Genomic DNA, 15,736 nt, shown 5'->3' with positions numbered 1-15,736 from the left:
AGTTATGAGGTGAAATAAATGTTTGTTAGTAATAAAGAGATAGAAATCCGTTATGCGGAAACAGATCAAATGGGTGTTGTATATCACTCAAATTATATCATTTGGCTTGAATTGGGACGTACACAGTTAATCCGTGATTTAGGATTTTCAGTGACCCAACTTGAAGCAGACGGCTATGTATCGCCAGTGATGGATATTTCCATTCAATACAAAGCTGCGATGAGATATGGTCAAGTTGCGACAGTTCGAACTTGGATTGAATCCCACGGGAAGTTACGTACAGTATATGGCTATAAGGTTCTTCATGAAGATGGCACTGTAGCAGTAACAGCAACTTCAGAACATATTTTAGTGAAAAAAGATAGTTTTAGACCGGTTTCTTTAGGAAAAGTAGACCCTATATGGGATAGAAAATATAAAGAAATTGAAAGAAAAGAAGCTTAATGGCATTAGGTGTTACTAGAGCTGAGCTGGAATTATGGAAAAAGCGCGTGACCGCTGGTGAAATCGCTTTTCTTACGCATTATTGGAAGGACGAGCGTTTCCCAGGTTGTAAAACTGTGACAAAAGCAGGTTGTGCTGACGTCGAAAAACTCATCAAATGGGGAGCAAACTATGGTTTAAAACCTGAGTGGATCGATTATAAGCATTACCCGCATTTCGACCTTTTTGGCGACTTTGAACGCCATATTTTATTAAATGAAGGGCAATTACAGCAGTACAATCGCTTTTATGCATAACAAAAGCATGGCGCACTTCACTTGGCGCCATGCTTTTCGTTTGTATTATTAAGCTTCTTTTGTATAATCATATTTAATTTCATTAAGTGTTTCATCCACCAGTATATGTAGATCGTGATTGTCGAAAAACCATAAATCATCTTCTTCAATGTAGAAAAGTGTATTATTCTTTTCAACTTCAACTGCAGGATTTGTAGACTGTTCACGATTCATACCAAGTGAAAAACCTTCATGAAAAGGGCTAGAGCCACCATACCGAGCATAAAAACGAATTTGGTCCCCGTCTTCTAATTCCATTTCTTTTTCAAACCATTCTAGTGCTTCATCTGATACGATAATTTTCATGCGATGTACACTCCTTGTAGTTTACAACCATTTAACCTTAGGCTCAGTGCCTGCTTTAATACGTACAATGTTCGAACGATGTCTGTAAAAAATAAAGACAGCTAATATTGTAATGATGATTAATAAAAAATAGTCTTGCTCAAAGAGCGTATATATAATAGCATAAACAAAAGCTACTACAGAAGCAAACATAGAAGAAAAACTGACCATTTTGGATACTTTTAAGCAAAGTATGAATGCAATAAATAAGATGATGAAAATTGGCCAATGGTAGCCTAGTACTACACCAGCTGATGTGGCTACCGCTTTACCGCCACGGAATTTTGCGAATACAGGGAACATATGACCTACAACTGCAAGTGCTCCAGCAATTAGTGGATGAATGCCACTATCTGCAAAGTAAGCAAGTGTTGGTAATAACGTCGCTATCGTTCCTTTTAAGATATCCATAAGTGTTACGACAATACCTGCTTTTTTACCGAGAATTCGGAAGGTATTCGTTGCACCAAGGTTTCCGCTACCGTGTTCGCGGATATCGGTTTTATAAAATAATTTACCGATCCATAAACCTGAAGGAATTGAACCTATCAAGTATGTCAAAATGATTAATAGAATCATATTCATAAAAAAACTCCTTCTTAATTTTAGTAGTTGGTACTAATAGTTTATCATAATACTATATTAGGACACAATATACTCATATTCTTAGATTATAATCTTATTCTTATTTTGCTTTAGATTCAACGTATTGGTACAATAAACTCTATATGAAATTAAATTACCGCTTGTTGACAGTAAAAGAGAAAGTGCGTAATATAATTTTAAGTGGAACGGGTGTTTGTATTTAGGGGGAATTTTTTTGACAGATAAACAAACAGTCATGTCTTACAATGATGATGCGATACAAGTACTAGAAGGATTAGAAGCTGTTCGTAAACGTCCAGGTATGTATATCGGTTCAACTGATAGCCGAGGATTACATCATCTTGTTTATGAAATTGTCGACAATGCAGTCGATGAAGCATTAGCCGGCTTTGGTTCACATATCATTGTGAAAATTCACGAGGATCAAAGTATAAGTGTACGTGACTACGGTCGAGGCATGCCAACAGGTACGCACAAAACAGGTAAACCAACACCGGAAGTTATTTTTACCATTCTGCATGCAGGTGGTAAATTTGGACAAGGTGGTTACAAAACAAGTGGCGGATTGCATGGTGTAGGTGCTTCCGTAGTAAATGCACTATCCTCATGGCTTGAAGTCACTATTCACCGTGACGGCACAAAATATAGAATGCGCTTTGAAAATGGTGGTAAACCCGCTACTACATTAGAGAAAATAGGTACAACAAAAGAATCGGGAACATGTATACATTTCCTACCAGATGACACTATATTTTCAGCGACAAAGTATAATTTTGACACCCTTGCGGAACGGTTACGAGAATCTGCCTTTTTATTAAAAGGCTTAAAAATCGAGCTAATTGAAGAACAAACAGGCAATCATGAAACGTATCATTACGAAAACGGTATCGAGGCATTCGTCGCATACTTAAACGAAGAAAAAGACGTTCTACACCCAGTCAAGTATGTTGAAGGATCACAAGACGAAATTGCAGTCGAATTCGCGTTCCAATTCAACGATGGCTATTCAGAAACAATTTTATCTTTCGTTAACAACGTTCGTACTCGTGACGGGGGCACACATGAAACCGGTGCCAAGGCAGCTATGACGCGTGTTTTCAATGAATATGCACGTAAAATTGGCTTACTAAAAGAAAAAGACAAAAACTTAGACGGCTCAGATATTCGTGAAGGCTTAGCGGCTATTATTTCCGTTCGTATTCCTGAAAACTTACTACAGTTTGAAGGACAAACGAAAGGAAAGCTAGGTACTAGTGAAGCGAGAAGTGTCGTCGATTCAGTTGTGTCTGAGAAATTACTATACGTGTTAGAGGAAAACGCTGAACTAAGTGCTTCTCTTGTACGTAAAGCAATTCGTGCGCAACAAGTGCGAGAAGCAGCGCGTAAAGCACGTGAAGACGCTCGTAACGGTAAGAAAAACAAAAAATCGAGTGCATTATTATCTGGAAAGCTAACTCCAGCACAGTCTCGTAACGCTGCTAAAAACGAATTATATCTTGTCGAAGGTGATTCTGCGGGCGGTTCAGCTAAACAAGGCCGTGACCGTACATTCCAAGCGATTTTGCCACTGCGTGGTAAAGTCATCAACACTGAAAAAGCAAAATTACAAGATATCTTAAAAAATGAAGAAATCGCTACGATTATTCATGCAGTTGGTGCAGGAGTAGGAGCTGACTTCACAATTGATGATGCTGCGTATGATAAAATCATCATCATGACCGATGCCGATACAGATGGTGCTCATATCCAAGTCCTATTACTGACATTTTTCTATCGCTATATGAAACCGTTAATTGAAGCGGGTAAAGTATATATTGCACTACCACCACTTTATAAAGTTTCAAAAGGGGTAGGTAAAAAAGAAGTATTGGAATATGCTTGGACTGAAAAAGATTTACAACAAGCGATTGATAAAATTGGTAAAGGCTATATTTTACAACGCTATAAAGGTCTTGGTGAGATGAATGCCGACCAATTATGGGATACAACAATGAATCCAGAAACAAGAACATTAATCCGTGTTAAAATCGACGATGGTGCGCGTGCTGAACGCCGTGTTACAACGCTAATGGGCGATAAAGTAGAGCCACGTCGTAAATGGATAGAATCAAACGTTGATTTTGGTCTAGATGAAGACTCCAATATTCTTGACAATGAATTCATTCAAAATGAGGAGGACCTAGTATGACACAGACCGAAAGTTATCAAGATTTACCACTAGAAGAAGTCATCGGCGATCGGTTTGGTCGATACAGTAAGTACATCATTCAAGATCGTGCCTTACCTGATGCTCGTGACGGTTTAAAACCCGTACAACGCCGTATATTATATGCAATGTTTATGGGAGGTAATACACATGATAAACCCTTCCGTAAATCAGCAAAAACAGTCGGTAACGTAATCGGTAACTACCACCCTCATGGTGATAGTTCTGTTTATGAAGCTATGGTACGTATGAGTCAAGACTGGAAAGCGCGTCATATGCTAATTGAGATGCATGGTAATAACGGTTCTGTCGACGGTGATTCAGCCGCTGCAATGCGTTATACAGAAGCGCGTCTATCTGCTATTGCCGCTGAAATGCTTCGTGATATTCAAAAAGAGACAGTTGATCTTGTACCAAACTTTGATGACCAAGACATGGAGCCTACAGTATTGCCCGCTAGATTCCCAAATCTGCTAGTTAACGGCTCTACTGGTATATCCGCAGGTTATGCAACAGATATTCCTCCACATGCATTACACGAAGTATTAGACGCTGTTTTAATGCGTTTGAAAAACCCAAATGCGACTGTTGATGACCTTATGACCGTTATAAAAGGTCCAGATTTTCCAACTGGCGGTATTATCCAAGGTGTGGAAGGTATCAAAAAAGCATATGAAACAGGTAGAGGGAAAATTATTGTTCGCGCAAAAGCGGAAATTGAAGAGCTTAAAGGTGGCAAGGAGCAAATCGTTGTCACTGAAATACCATATGACGTTAATAAAGCAAACTTAGTCAAGAAAATTGATGAAATGCGTTTAGATAAACGTCTTGAAGGAATTGCAGAAGTACGTGACGAATCAGATCGTACAGGTTTACGAATGGTCATTGAACTAAAAAAAGAAGTTCCAGGAAAACCAATTCTGCAATATTTATATAAAAACACAGACCTTCAAATCACGTATAACTTTAACATGATTGCGATTTTTAAACGTCGTCCAACGATGATGACATTGCCATTATTATTAGATGCATATATAGATCATCAAAAAGAAGTAGTCACAAGACGTTCTCAATTTGACTTAAAAAAAGCGAAAGATCGCCTACATATCGTAGAAGGGTTAATGAAGGCATTATCAATTTTAGATGAAGTTATTCATACAATCCGTCAGTCAAAAGATAAAAGAGATGCTAAAAACAACTTAATGTTAAAATTCGAATTCACAGAAATTCAAGCTGAAGCAATTGTTTCATTACAGCTATATCGTTTAACTAATACCGATATTACGGAATTACGTGAGGAAGAAGAAGAACTAAAAGCGAAAATTGCTGAATTACAAAGCATTTTAGAGAGCGAAGCAAAACTAATAAGTGTTATTAGAAAAGAACTACAAGATGTGCGTAAACGTTTTGCTGAGCCACGTCGCTCAATTATTGAAGCTGAAATTGAAGAAATAAAACTGAATTTAGAAGTTTTAATTCCAAGTGAAGAAGTTGTTGTGACAGTTACTAAAGACGGTTATGTAAAACGTACTAGTCAGCGGTCTTACAATGCTTCGAATGGCAAAGACTTTGCGATGAAAGATTCCGATCATTTATTGTACGAATCCCAAATCAATACGCAACAGCATCTATTGCTATTTACTAGCAAAGGACATTATATTTATCAACCTGTACATGAGCTACCAGATATTCGTTGGAAAGACTTAGGTCAGCACATCTCAAGTATTGTGCCAATTGATTCGGACGAAGTAATCATCAATGCACGAGGGGTAGAAACATTTGACCCGGATGTATTTGTAATGACAATAACTAAAGGTGGACAAATTAAACGTTCACCACTGAATGAATACGTCGTTCAACGTTATTCAAAACCAATTAAAACAATGAACGTGAAAAAAGGTGACGAAGTAATTTATGCGGATCTCGTGACGATTACGGATGAAGTCATCTTGACTACTCATTTCAGTTATTCCGTTCGATTCCCAATGGAAGATATACCTGTTACTGGTGTTAAAACAGCTGGTGTTAAAGCCATTAACTTAAAAGAAGAAGATTATATTGTAGCTGCAAATATTATCCCGGAAAATGATAATGGTGATTTAATGCTTGTTACACATCGTGGCGCAGTGAAGAAAATGGCTGTCGCTGAAATTGAAGTGAGCGGTCGTCCAAAACGCGGAGTCGTAACCGTACGTGAATTGAAAAAGAATCCACACCGCGTCTTTACAGTCATTTATGTTCATAAAGGTGACATTTTACTTGTAGAAACTGAAAAAGGTGTTCAAGAGCAAGTACATGAAGATAATTATCGTAATGCAGACCGGTATTCAAATGGTTCATTTGTTGTAGATATTGATACTGACGGTGAACTTACAAGAGTTGTGAAAATGAAGCCTACAAAATAATATATGTAACTTTACAGGAAGAAAGGAGCTCATAGTGGCTCTTTTCTTTTTAAGGAGAATAATATGTTGAAAAATCGGAATGTTTGGATCATTTTAGTTGGTGAACTAATTGCAGGACTTGGATTATGGGCAAGCATAATTGGTAATCTTGAGTTCATGCAAGAAAAGGTACCTTCTGACTTTGTTAAGTCACTTATTCTATCAAGTGGTTTACTAGCTGGAGTGATGATGGGACCATTAGCTGGACGTGTCATCGATCAATCCCGAAAAAAAACTGTGTTAATTTACTCTAGTGTTGGGCGTGTTGTAAGTGTTGTTTTTATGTTTATCGCATTAGCGACAGGATCTATTTGGTGGATGATTGTCTTCTTAGTACTATTACAAATTTCTGCCTCTTTTTATTTTCCAGCACTTCAAGCTACTTTACCCTTAATTGTAGGTGAAAAGGATTTATTGCAATTAAATGGTTGGGATATGAATGTTTCTACAGTTGCTCGTGTTGCAGGAACCGCCTTAGCGGGTTTGATATTAGTATATTCGGCTATAGGTACACTTTATTTGCTCTCATTCGTCGCGTATATTGCATTGCTCTTGTTTACTTTTATGTTAAAAATCCCAGAGGAGATTCCTCAAAGAAAAGCTCAATCTGAAGAGAGTACCAAAAAGGGAAGTGGCTTTAAAGAAGTATTCCCAATGCTACAAGCTAATCTTGGAGTGAAAATGACGTTTATTTTATCGTTTATTCCTGTCTTATTTTTAGGTTCATTTAATCTATTAGTTATTAAGATTAGTGAATTTCAAGATTCGTCGATGATTAAAGGTATGATTTATACAGTTGAGGGTATTTCCTTTATGATTGGTTCTTTTGCCATCAAATATATTGGAGACAAATGGAAGATAGAGCGAATCTTATTTGTTTGTCTCATTGTCATTGGAAGTGGGGAAATGCTGTTGTATTTTGCAGGAAGTTCATTCCTGACATTAATAACATTTGCACTCTTCGGATTCTCCTTAGGTTGTTTCTTCCCAACAGTGATGACAATATTTCAAAAACAAGTACCAAAAGAATACCACGGACGTTTCTTTTCTTTCAGAAGCATGTTAGATCGGATCATGTTTCAAATCGTTTTATTGTCTACTGGTGCTTTACTAGATTTTATTGGCCTGCAATTTATGGTACTAGTATTCGGCGCTATCAGCGTATTGATAACGACCTATTATTGGTTACAAATGAGGCGTGTTGGGGTTCAGATTGAAGCGGAGCAAATTTAGCGAAAGATTAAATTAATTCTCTATATTTAAAAGGATTTTTTCTTTTTTCATAGAATTCTTGAAGAAGACTATAATCTGTAAGGAGGATTACTTTGCCGCAAACATTTAGACAGTTTTTAGATAGCTATTTAGAGATTTGGAGAACATCTTCATTTGAAGAGATGAAAGCACTCATTTCCATTGATTATCAAGCACGAGAGATTACTCAAAATGGGATACTCGATTATGGTTATTGTGAATCACTAGAAGGTTGGACTCAAGGGTTTAATTTTGTGAAAAATAAGGAAGCAAAATGGGATATTAGAGAAATAGGCATCGTTTCTTTAGGTAAAGATGAATGCATGGCCATACTTTCTGGAACGATTTTACTCGATGGTCAAAGTCCACTACCAGCTAATTTGTTTTTTGAAACTTTCCGTTTTGAAAACAATGGTTGGAAACAGGTTAGAAGCTACACTGAAACTGGTGTACCCGTTGAACATTTGAATGGTTTGTCTATTAATAGAACTAGTGTAATGACGGAATAACTAAGTAAGTATATATTAGAGTATTAAAAAAAGCATTTCTATTGAAATGCTTTTTTATAATCAAACTGTGTTCAATAATATAGTGCCAATCATCTATTTCTTTTCATGCACTTTTACATAAACAGTACCAAACAAGTTGTCATCAAAAAAAGCATCCATTTTCCACATACCACTTTCCGGTAGAGACATATGCGTTGGCGTACTCATATCAGCACCATTATTAGGAGAGATATTAGTTCCGTCACTCCCAAATAATACAATTGGATCTCCACCATTTTCATGGGTAGCTAATACTTTTAATGGACGTTCTAGCTCTTCCTTAGACCCCCAAAAATGCCACATATACTTCTGAGTTTTATCTGGATAAAACTTAACCACTTCACTATCATCGTATATAAAGCCAAGTTTTCCTTTTTCACCAATCATTGTATAGTTACCAGATTCAAATAAAGAACTTTCTTTCCAAGCATCCTTCTTATTACAACCAATAATTGTTATGATGGTGAATAGAATAAAAATAATAATTAAACTCTTTTTTAACACTAATTTTCCACCTCCCTCAGTTTATAATAATATTCGCTTCTAATTCTGAAAAACCTTTTCATATCAAAATGAATTGGTAAGTGAGTAGCACTTACAAGTAAATACATTGTAATGGTTAATGAAGAACCAAACAAAACACGAAAATCCTTAAAAGAATTTAAATAAGCAGGTGTATTTTTTGAGAAAAACTAATATTCGAGTGACTTTTTCAATATATGGAGAAAAAATGTCGCTTACTGATATAACCGACAAACTAAATTTGGAGCCAGATGAATATTATAAAAAAAATGATCCAATAAAAACTAATCCAGTAATTAAGAAAAAAGAGGATTGTTGGTGCTTAGATAAAGGAGCCCAAGAAACCCTCAATTTAAATGAACCACTTAATGAACTCTTAGAACTTATCCGTGAAAAAGATAATGAATTGATAGAAATAAAGAGATTGTATAACGCAAATGTAAAATTTGATATAGTTATCATAATAGAAGATGAAGAATTACCAGCAGTTTATCTTGAACAAGAGATAATCCAGTTTGCGGGAAAAATTTGTGCAGATATTGATTTTGATATGTATATCAATTAAACGTATTACCTTATACCTTCTAAGCTGATAAATTCAGCATCAACCGATTAAACTTTTCCGATTTCTCAAACCTTCTTTTTGTCATATTTCATTAGTTTCTGCTCAATATTATCGATGTTGCATTCTAAATTGATTATGGTGAATCGTTAACAATTACAGAATTATAATATTTTTCTAGCTAACGGAGTATAGGTTTACTGCAGAAAATGAAAATGAACTACAAGCCATTTAGCCCATCCATATAACAATCATAAAGATTTATTACAAATAATAATTATTAATTCACAATAACAACTAACTGTGATAAACTAAAAGCAAGTTAATAAATATGGTTTGAGCTATTGAGAGACCTAACGACATTATTGCGTTTTTGCAATGATGTGCGTTTTGGTCTCTTTTTTGTTGTCTTAAAACGTAGAGAAGGGAAGGAAAAATAATGGTTCAATTTTCAGCAGTAAAAAGAAATGCAACATTAGAAGGTATGGGGAAGGAACAATTTGATTTACTTGTAATTGGGGGAGGAATCACAGGAGCAGGTATTGCATTAGATGCTGTGACGCGTGGTTTAAAGGTTGCGCTTGTGGAGATGCAAGATTTTGCCTCTGGAACATCTAGTCGATCTACCAAGCTTGTTCATGGAGGCTTGCGTTATTTAAAACAATTTGAGATTAAAGAAGTAGCGGAACTTGGGAAAGAACGGGCAATTGTATACGAAAATGGTCCACATGTTACTACGCCAGAATGGATGTTGCTTCCTTTTCATAAAGGAGGTACTTTCGGGAAAGTATCTACCTCGTTTGGATTAAGAGTTTATGACTTTTTAGCAGGAGTGAAGAAAGCAGAAAGAAGACGTATGCTTTCTAAAGAAGAGACGATTAGTAAAGCACCACTTGTAAAAAAAGATGGCTTATTAGGCGGTGGTTTGTATGTTGAATACCGCACAGATGATGCACGTTTAACGATTGAAGTGATAAAAGCTGCTGCTGAAAAAGGCGCATCTATTTTGAATTATGCAAAAGCTGATAAATTTATATACAATGAGCAGAATAAAATAACTGGAGTAGCAGTGGTAGATGTTCTGACAGGAAAAAGTGTTCAAGTTCAAGCAAATAAAATAGTAAATGCAACAGGACCGTGGGTTGATAAATTAAGAGAAGTAGACGGCTCTAAAAGCAATAAGAGCTTAATCTTATCAAAAGGTGTCCATCTTGTATTTGATCAATCGATTTTCCCGCTTCATCAAGCTGTGTATTTTGATACACCAGATGGTAGAATGGTGTTTGCTATTCCAAGAGATAAAAAAACGTATGTAGGAACGACGGATACTTTTTACAAAGGTAACCCAAAAGATATGAGTGCATCAAAGGAAGATCGCCATTATATTTTGAATGCTATTAAGTATATGTTCCCTGAAATAAACGCATCGGAAAAAGATATCGAATCTAGTTGGGCTGGTGTTCGTCCATTGATTCATGAGGATGGTAAAAATCCGTCTGAGATTTCGAGAAAAGATGAAATTTGGGAATCTGAAAGTGGATTAATTACGATTGCTGGTGGTAAGTTAACTGGTTACCGTAAAATGGCAGAGACTGTCGTTAATATGGTTGTGAAAAAATTAGATGGTGAACAGAAGTTTGGGGCTTGTTTAACGAGAAACTTACCAATTTCAGGTGGTGAAGTTGGCGGTTCTTCGAGAATGGAACAATTCGTAATAGAAAAAGTAAAAAAAGGGCACAGTATGGGCTTAGAAGAACAAGAAGCAATACAACTTGTAAAATTGTATGGCTCTAATGTGGATGTCGTGTTCTCTTACTTACAAGAAGGTAGTAAAAACCTCCCTCAAGGCTTGTATATACAGTTAATGTACGCAATTCATCATGAAATGGCTGTTAAACCCGTCGATTTCTTTATAAGAAGAACCGGCAGGCTACTATTTAATATTGCAACAGTGTATGAATGGAAGGATCGAGTTATTTCTGAAATGTCATCTATTTTTAACTGGACAGAAACGGAACGATTACAGTACGAAGAAGAGTTGAATCAAGAAATTCTTTGCGCAACGACTGTTTTATAAATAAGATGGTAAGGTATCAAATCGTAAATGGTTTAATAGGAGGGGAATGATATGTCTTTTCATAATCAAAATATTCTTCCGGCTATGCGGAATCTAAAACAGTTAGAGCAGTTGTTAGAAAGTCACTTTGAATATATCGTTTTGCTAGAAGTGCATTTAAGCAATCTAAAGTCAATTAAAGCAGAAGCTAATAGGCATGGTAAAAAGCTAATAATCCATGCAGATTTAATTCAAGGTTTAAAAACGGATGACTACGCTGCAGAGTTTCTATGTAATGATATCTGTCCAGCAGGAATTATTTCAACTAGAGCAAATATGATTTTAAAAGCAAAATCAAAAGGAATCATAGCCATTCAAAGAATGTTTTTATTGGATACAATTGCTTTAGAAAAAAGTTATTCTTTACTCGAAAGAACAAAACCAGATTTTATAGAAATTTTACCTGGAGTGATTCCGCAGCTAATTAGTGAAGTTCATGCTAGAACAGGAATTCCGATTATTAGTGGGGGATTAATCCGTACGGAGGAACATGTGCAAGACGCATTAAATGCTGGAGCTAGAGCAGTTACAACATCAAATGCTAAACTTTGGGCTGCATTCAGCTGAAAATTAACATGTGCTTTTGGGAATTTATGACTCTATATGAATATAAAACGTATTGACAATAGTTAAAATGCTTTATAGAATACAGGTAGGTTAACAAATAGTGGTTGAGTTTTGAGCTCCACATTTTCTCATTCTGCCATAGGCGGGTGATTAGATGTGGAGTTTTTTGTGATTTTTCGTAACCGCTTACAAATATTTAGGGGGAAAAGAAATGACAGCGTTTTTCGGGGAATTAGTTGGAACAATGATTTTAATCGTTTTTGGAGCCGGAGTTGTTGGTGGCGTCGTGCTAAAAAAATCCAAAGCAGAAGGATCAGGCTGGATAGTTATTACTGCTGGATGGGGACTTGCAGTTACTATGGGCGTCTATGCTGTAGGGAATTTTAGTGGGGCGCATTTAAACCCAGCAGTAACTATCGGAATGGCATCGATTGGTAAATTCCCATGGTCTGACGTACCAGGGTATATTTTAGCACAAATGATTGGAGCAATAATCGGGGCAGTTATAATATACTTTCAATATTTGCCACATTGGCAGGAAACAAAGGATACGGACGCAAAACTGGGCGTATTTGCTACAGCACCTGCGATTCGTCATCCACTTTCCAATCTAACAAGTGAAATTATCGGTACTTTCATCTTACTTCTTGGTTTACTTATGATAGGTGCAAATGAATTTACAGAAGGTTTAAATCCATTAATTGTTGGTGCGCTTATTATGGCAATTGGTTTATCACTAGGTGGAACAACAGGCTATGCTATTAATCCAGCACGTGATTTAGGGCCAAGAATTGCACATTTCATTCTTCCTATTCGTGGTAAAGGTTCATCGGACTGGAGTTATGCTTGGGTACCAGTTGTTGGTCCTATCATCGGCGGTGCATTTGGTGCACTATTTTATCAACAAGTATTCGAAGGAGTTAATAGCGTAGCATTTTGGATAGTAGGGGCGATAACACTTGCCGTTCTTGTAGGTGCCCAAATTACGCTAAAACAAGAATCAGAAGAAAAGAAACGCTGAGGACCATCAGAAAAACATATATTTGGAGGAAATTACATGACAGATAAATATATTTTGGCACTAGATCAAGGAACAACAAGTTCTCGTGCGATATTATTCGATAAAGAAGGCTCTATTTTCCATACTTCACAGCAAGAATTTACACAATATTTCCCTCAATCTGGATGGGTTGAACATAATGCAGATGAAATTTGGAGTTCAATTTTGGCCGTTATTGCTGGTGTATTATCTGAAAAAAATATAAAACCAGAACAAATTGCGGGAATTGGCATCACAAATCAACGAGAAACAACCGTCGTTTGGGATAGACATACAGGAGATCCGATTTATAATGGAATTGTTTGGCAATCTCGTCAAACAGCCGATATATGTGACAAATTAAAATCACAAGGTTATGCTGATACATTTCATGATAAAACAGGACTATTAATAGATGCCTATTTCTCAGGTACAAAAGTAAAGTGGATTTTAGACAATGTGGAAGGAGCGCGTGAGAAGGCGGAAAGAGGAGACTTATTATTCGGGACGATTGATACATGGCTTGTTTGGAAGTTATCTGGCGGAAAAAGGCATGTAACTGATTATTCGAATGCATCTAGAACACTGATGTACAATATATTTGATCTGAAGTGGGATGAAGAGTTGCTTGAAATTTTAGAAGTTCCTGCTTCTATGTTGCCTGAAGTTCGCCCTTCTTCAGAAATATATGCTTATACAGCAGAGGACTGTTTTTTTGGTCATGAAGCGCCGATTGCTGGTATTGCTGGAGATCAACAAGCAGCACTTTTCGGTCAAGCATGCTTTGACAGTGGAATGGTAAAAAATACGTACGGTACCGGCTGCTTTATGCTAATGAATACAGGAGAAAAGGCTGTTAAATCAGATCATGGTTTACTAACAACCATTGCTTGGGGAATTGACGGTAAAGTGGAATATGCTTTAGAAGGAAGCATATTTGTTGCAGGATCATCAATTCAATGGTTACGGGATGGTCTAAGAATGATTAGAAACGCGCATGAAAGTGAGCAATACGCTGAGAAAGTAGTTTCAACAGATGGCGTTTATGTTGTTCCGGCATTTGTTGGATTAGGGGCTCCTTATTGGGATAGTGATGTAAGAGGAGCTATGTTTGGACTTACTAGAGGTACAACCAAAGAGCACTTTATACGCGCAACTTTGGAATCGCTTGCATATCAAACGAAAGATGTTCTGGATGCAATGGAAGCAGACTCTGGTATTTCACTAAAAACGTTACGTGTGGATGGAGGAGCAGTAGCAAATAATTTCTTAATGCAATTTCAAAGTGACTTATTAGATGTACAAGTTGATCGTCCAATAATCAATGAAACAACAGCACTTGGAGCCGCTTATTTAGCAGGTTTAGCAGTTGGCTATTGGGAAAATAGAAATGAAATTTCAGAGAACTGGAAAAATGACAAGTCATTCCAACCTAAAATGGAACAAGAGAAACGCGAAGGATTATATGAAGGATGGCAAAAAGCAGTAAAAGCCGCAATGGTTTTCAAATAAATCATTTCAGTCTTACGCTTGTCTGAACAATTAATCTCCTAATCTATGTATTAGGGGGTTTTTTGTAAGTATGATAGTGTAAATATAATTTATTTTGACAAAAAGATAAATAAAGGATTATGTAGTAACATTTTAGTTAGGTAGCTTGTGTTTGGTGGTTCACCTTCTCTTTAGGAGAAGATGTTTGAAGGATCAACCTTGACAATATTAATAGGGTCATTTAGTACATGTAACTATAAAAAATAATCCATTCTTGAGTTGAATGAACGGGTTAATCTAATTAGCAATTAGACTATTCTTTTAAAGGAACTTGCTTAAATAAAAGTTTAATTACCTTATTAAAAATGTGTTAGAAGAACTTACAGTGGTAATAAAATCGCTAACAAAGCAATAACAGAAGAATCAAATGGTTATCAATATAATCGTAGGTGATTACGAATCAGGAAAATTCGATGAAATGAGCAAACTTTTTTAAAAAAGTAATCAAATAAAATATGTTTAAAGCCAGTTTTGATGACTATTGATCAAAATGGCTTTTTTCTTTGCTAATAAATCAACCTATTTAATAAAATTTTAATAAAACTATATTGTATAACACATCCCCGCAACTCCTAAATAATGAGATTTCATTCATCTAAAAGGTAGTATCAAATTTAAATAAAAGTTTATACTTCTAACGAGGTCATATCTTCAGCTAGCCAAATAAAGCTGGCTTGTTGAAGATATAATGGTCATTATCCAGCTAGAGTTGGGTTAACATAATCAAAAAAATTGTAAGAGGTGCTTATGGAAAAGAAATTTTTGTTTTTATGTCTTATTGTAGCTTTCTTTATGTATCCATCTCAAAGCAATGCGATTACAGTGCCATGTAGTCTTATTTTGGAGCCTGTTGATAAAAGTTTGACAAATGCCAAAGGTGAAGCATTGATCTATAAAGTACAATTAAATCCACCAAGTTTTGCACGAACAAATATAAGTATTCTTGCTGTTCACATTCCAGAGCCTTCGTCTTATGGAGACTATGATAGTTATGAAGGGTTTGCTTTTATTCCAAAAGAAATAAGTTGGCGTTTTAGGCTTTATCCTACTCCAGAAGAGTATAGTCCAACTTGGGCTGGACGATTTGATTTAATTTCAGCAGAAATGGAGAATGTTGAAGTTCAAGTGCGCCTCTCTAATTCCAAAACTGAAAAGTTGGGACCAAGTATTCTAACAAACAGTATTAACTATTGTAAGTAG

At 36.1% G+C, this 15,736-nt stretch carries 15 protein-coding genes; 12 read left to right on the top strand and 3 right to left on the bottom strand.

The genetic code is table 11. The features are described from left to right. The first annotated feature begins 18 nt into the window (after positions 1–18). Both ACQKM9_RS05080 and ACQKM9_RS05075 read left to right on the top strand, forming a co-directional pair. A complete protein-coding gene (locus ACQKM9_RS05080) occupies positions 19–444 on the top strand; it encodes an acyl-CoA thioesterase (RefSeq protein ID WP_427733256.1) in 426 nt (141 codons plus the stop codon). Beyond that, on the top strand, positions 444–740 hold the full coding sequence (locus tag ACQKM9_RS05075; protein ID WP_427733254.1) for a hypothetical protein: 297 nt from the start codon (positions 444–446) through the stop codon (positions 738–740). Before ACQKM9_RS05080 ends, ACQKM9_RS05075 begins: the two co-directional genes overlap by 1 nt. 48 nt (positions 741–788) lie before the next feature. Here ACQKM9_RS05075 and ACQKM9_RS05070 read toward each other — a convergent pair whose 3' ends face one another. Both ACQKM9_RS05070 and plsY read right to left on the bottom strand, forming a co-directional pair. Beyond that, complete coding sequence (locus ACQKM9_RS05070; protein ID WP_427733252.1) at positions 789–1,085, bottom strand: HesB/YadR/YfhF family protein; 297 nt, start codon at positions 1,083–1,085, stop codon at positions 789–791. Positions 1,086–1,106: 21 nt separating this feature from the next. Next, positions 1,107–1,709: a glycerol-3-phosphate 1-O-acyltransferase PlsY gene (plsY, locus tag ACQKM9_RS05065; RefSeq protein WP_427733250.1), complete on the bottom strand. Its 603-nt coding sequence runs from the start codon at positions 1,707–1,709 to the stop codon at positions 1,107–1,109. Positions 1,710–1,965: 256 nt separating this feature from the next. On the opposite strand from plsY, the gene parE reads away from it, so the two are divergent. The 4 genes from parE (at position 1,966) to ACQKM9_RS05045 (ending at position 8,140) form a co-directional block, all read left to right on the top strand. After that, positions 1,966–3,918 carry a DNA topoisomerase IV subunit B gene (gene parE / locus ACQKM9_RS05060; protein WP_427733392.1) on the top strand — a complete coding sequence of 651 codons (1,953 nt, stop codon included), beginning with the start codon at positions 1,966–1,968 and terminating at the stop codon, positions 3,916–3,918. After that, positions 3,915–6,341, top strand: coding sequence for a DNA topoisomerase IV subunit A (gene parC / locus ACQKM9_RS05055; protein WP_427733248.1), 2,427 nt, complete (start codon positions 3,915–3,917; stop codon positions 6,339–6,341). The genes parE and parC overlap by 4 nt, the downstream gene beginning before the upstream one ends. Before the next feature lie 63 nt (positions 6,342–6,404). Next, positions 6,405–7,613 carry an MFS transporter gene (locus ACQKM9_RS05050; protein WP_427733246.1) on the top strand — a complete coding sequence of 403 codons (1,209 nt, stop codon included), beginning with the start codon at positions 6,405–6,407 and terminating at the stop codon, positions 7,611–7,613. 92 nt (positions 7,614–7,705) lie between these two features. After that, positions 7,706–8,140: a flavoprotein gene (locus tag ACQKM9_RS05045; protein ID WP_427733244.1), complete on the top strand. Its 435-nt coding sequence runs from the start codon at positions 7,706–7,708 to the stop codon at positions 8,138–8,140. Between the two features lie 93 nt (positions 8,141–8,233). On the opposite strand, the gene ACQKM9_RS05040 is transcribed toward ACQKM9_RS05045, so the two are convergent. Continuing rightward, a complete protein-coding gene (locus ACQKM9_RS05040) occupies positions 8,234–8,683 on the bottom strand; it encodes a hypothetical protein (RefSeq protein ID WP_427733242.1) in 450 nt (149 codons plus the stop codon). 178 nt (positions 8,684–8,861) lie between these two features. Here ACQKM9_RS05040 and ACQKM9_RS05035 point away from each other — a divergent pair, with 178 nt between their 5' ends. The 6 genes from ACQKM9_RS05035 to ACQKM9_RS05010 all read left to right on the top strand — a co-directional run bounded on the left by ACQKM9_RS05035 (position 8,862) and on the right by ACQKM9_RS05010 (position 15,736). After that, entirely contained in the window at positions 8,862–9,266 is a 405-nt protein-coding gene (locus ACQKM9_RS05035) for a DUF4279 domain-containing protein (protein WP_427733240.1), read from the top strand. Between the two features lie 436 nt (positions 9,267–9,702). Further along, positions 9,703–11,340, top strand: a complete 1,638-nt coding sequence (locus tag ACQKM9_RS05030; RefSeq protein WP_427733238.1) for a glycerol-3-phosphate dehydrogenase/oxidase — start codon at positions 9,703–9,705, stop codon at positions 11,338–11,340. A 51-nt stretch (positions 11,341–11,391) separates the two neighbouring features. Further along, entirely contained in the window at positions 11,392–11,946 is a 555-nt protein-coding gene (locus ACQKM9_RS05025) for a glycerol-3-phosphate responsive antiterminator (protein ID WP_427733236.1), read from the top strand. A gap of 211 nt (positions 11,947–12,157) precedes the next feature. Beyond that, a complete protein-coding gene (locus tag ACQKM9_RS05020) occupies positions 12,158–12,967 on the top strand; it encodes an MIP/aquaporin family protein (RefSeq protein ID WP_427733234.1) in 810 nt (269 codons plus the stop codon). Between the two features lie 36 nt (positions 12,968–13,003). Continuing rightward, a complete protein-coding gene (gene glpK, locus ACQKM9_RS05015; protein WP_427733232.1) occupies positions 13,004–14,497 on the top strand; it encodes a glycerol kinase GlpK in 1,494 nt (497 codons plus the stop codon). Positions 14,498–15,283: 786 nt separating this feature from the next. Continuing rightward, complete coding sequence (locus ACQKM9_RS05010; protein ID WP_427733230.1) at positions 15,284–15,736, top strand: hypothetical protein; 453 nt, start codon at positions 15,284–15,286, stop codon at positions 15,734–15,736.

Source organism: Viridibacillus sp. NPDC093762, from assembly GCF_050279675.1.
Taxonomy (GTDB): Bacteria; Bacillota; Bacilli; order Bacillales_A; family Planococcaceae; genus Viridibacillus.
The sequence above is the reverse complement of the archived record's forward strand: the minus strand, read 5'-3'. Positions and strand labels throughout refer to the sequence as shown.

Excerpts from the sequence above, each read along its gene's own strand:
- ACQKM9_RS05080 (WP_427733256.1), top strand. The coding sequence starts at position 19 with ATGTTTGTTAGTAATAAAGAGATAGAAATCCGTTATGCGGAAACAGAT.
- ACQKM9_RS05075 (WP_427733254.1), top strand. The coding sequence starts at position 444 with ATGGCATTAGGTGTTACTAGAGCTGAGCTGGAATTATGGAAAAAGCGC.
- ACQKM9_RS05070 (WP_427733252.1), bottom strand. The coding sequence starts at position 1,085 with ATGAAAATTATCGTATCAGATGAAGCACTAGAATGGTTTGAAAAAGAA.
- plsY (WP_427733250.1), bottom strand. The coding sequence starts at position 1,709 with ATGAATATGATTCTATTAATCATTTTGACATACTTGATAGGTTCAATT.
- parE (WP_427733392.1), top strand. The coding sequence starts at position 1,966 with ATGTCTTACAATGATGATGCGATACAAGTACTAGAAGGATTAGAAGCT.
- parC (WP_427733248.1), top strand. The coding sequence starts at position 3,915 with ATGACACAGACCGAAAGTTATCAAGATTTACCACTAGAAGAAGTCATC.
- ACQKM9_RS05050 (WP_427733246.1), top strand. The coding sequence starts at position 6,405 with ATGTTGAAAAATCGGAATGTTTGGATCATTTTAGTTGGTGAACTAATT.
- ACQKM9_RS05030 (WP_427733238.1), top strand. The coding sequence starts at position 9,703 with ATGGTTCAATTTTCAGCAGTAAAAAGAAATGCAACATTAGAAGGTATG.
- ACQKM9_RS05025 (WP_427733236.1), top strand. The coding sequence starts at position 11,392 with ATGTCTTTTCATAATCAAAATATTCTTCCGGCTATGCGGAATCTAAAA.
- ACQKM9_RS05020 (WP_427733234.1), top strand. The coding sequence starts at position 12,158 with ATGACAGCGTTTTTCGGGGAATTAGTTGGAACAATGATTTTAATCGTT.
- glpK (WP_427733232.1), top strand. The coding sequence starts at position 13,004 with ATGACAGATAAATATATTTTGGCACTAGATCAAGGAACAACAAGTTCT.
- ACQKM9_RS05010 (WP_427733230.1), top strand. The coding sequence starts at position 15,284 with ATGGAAAAGAAATTTTTGTTTTTATGTCTTATTGTAGCTTTCTTTATG.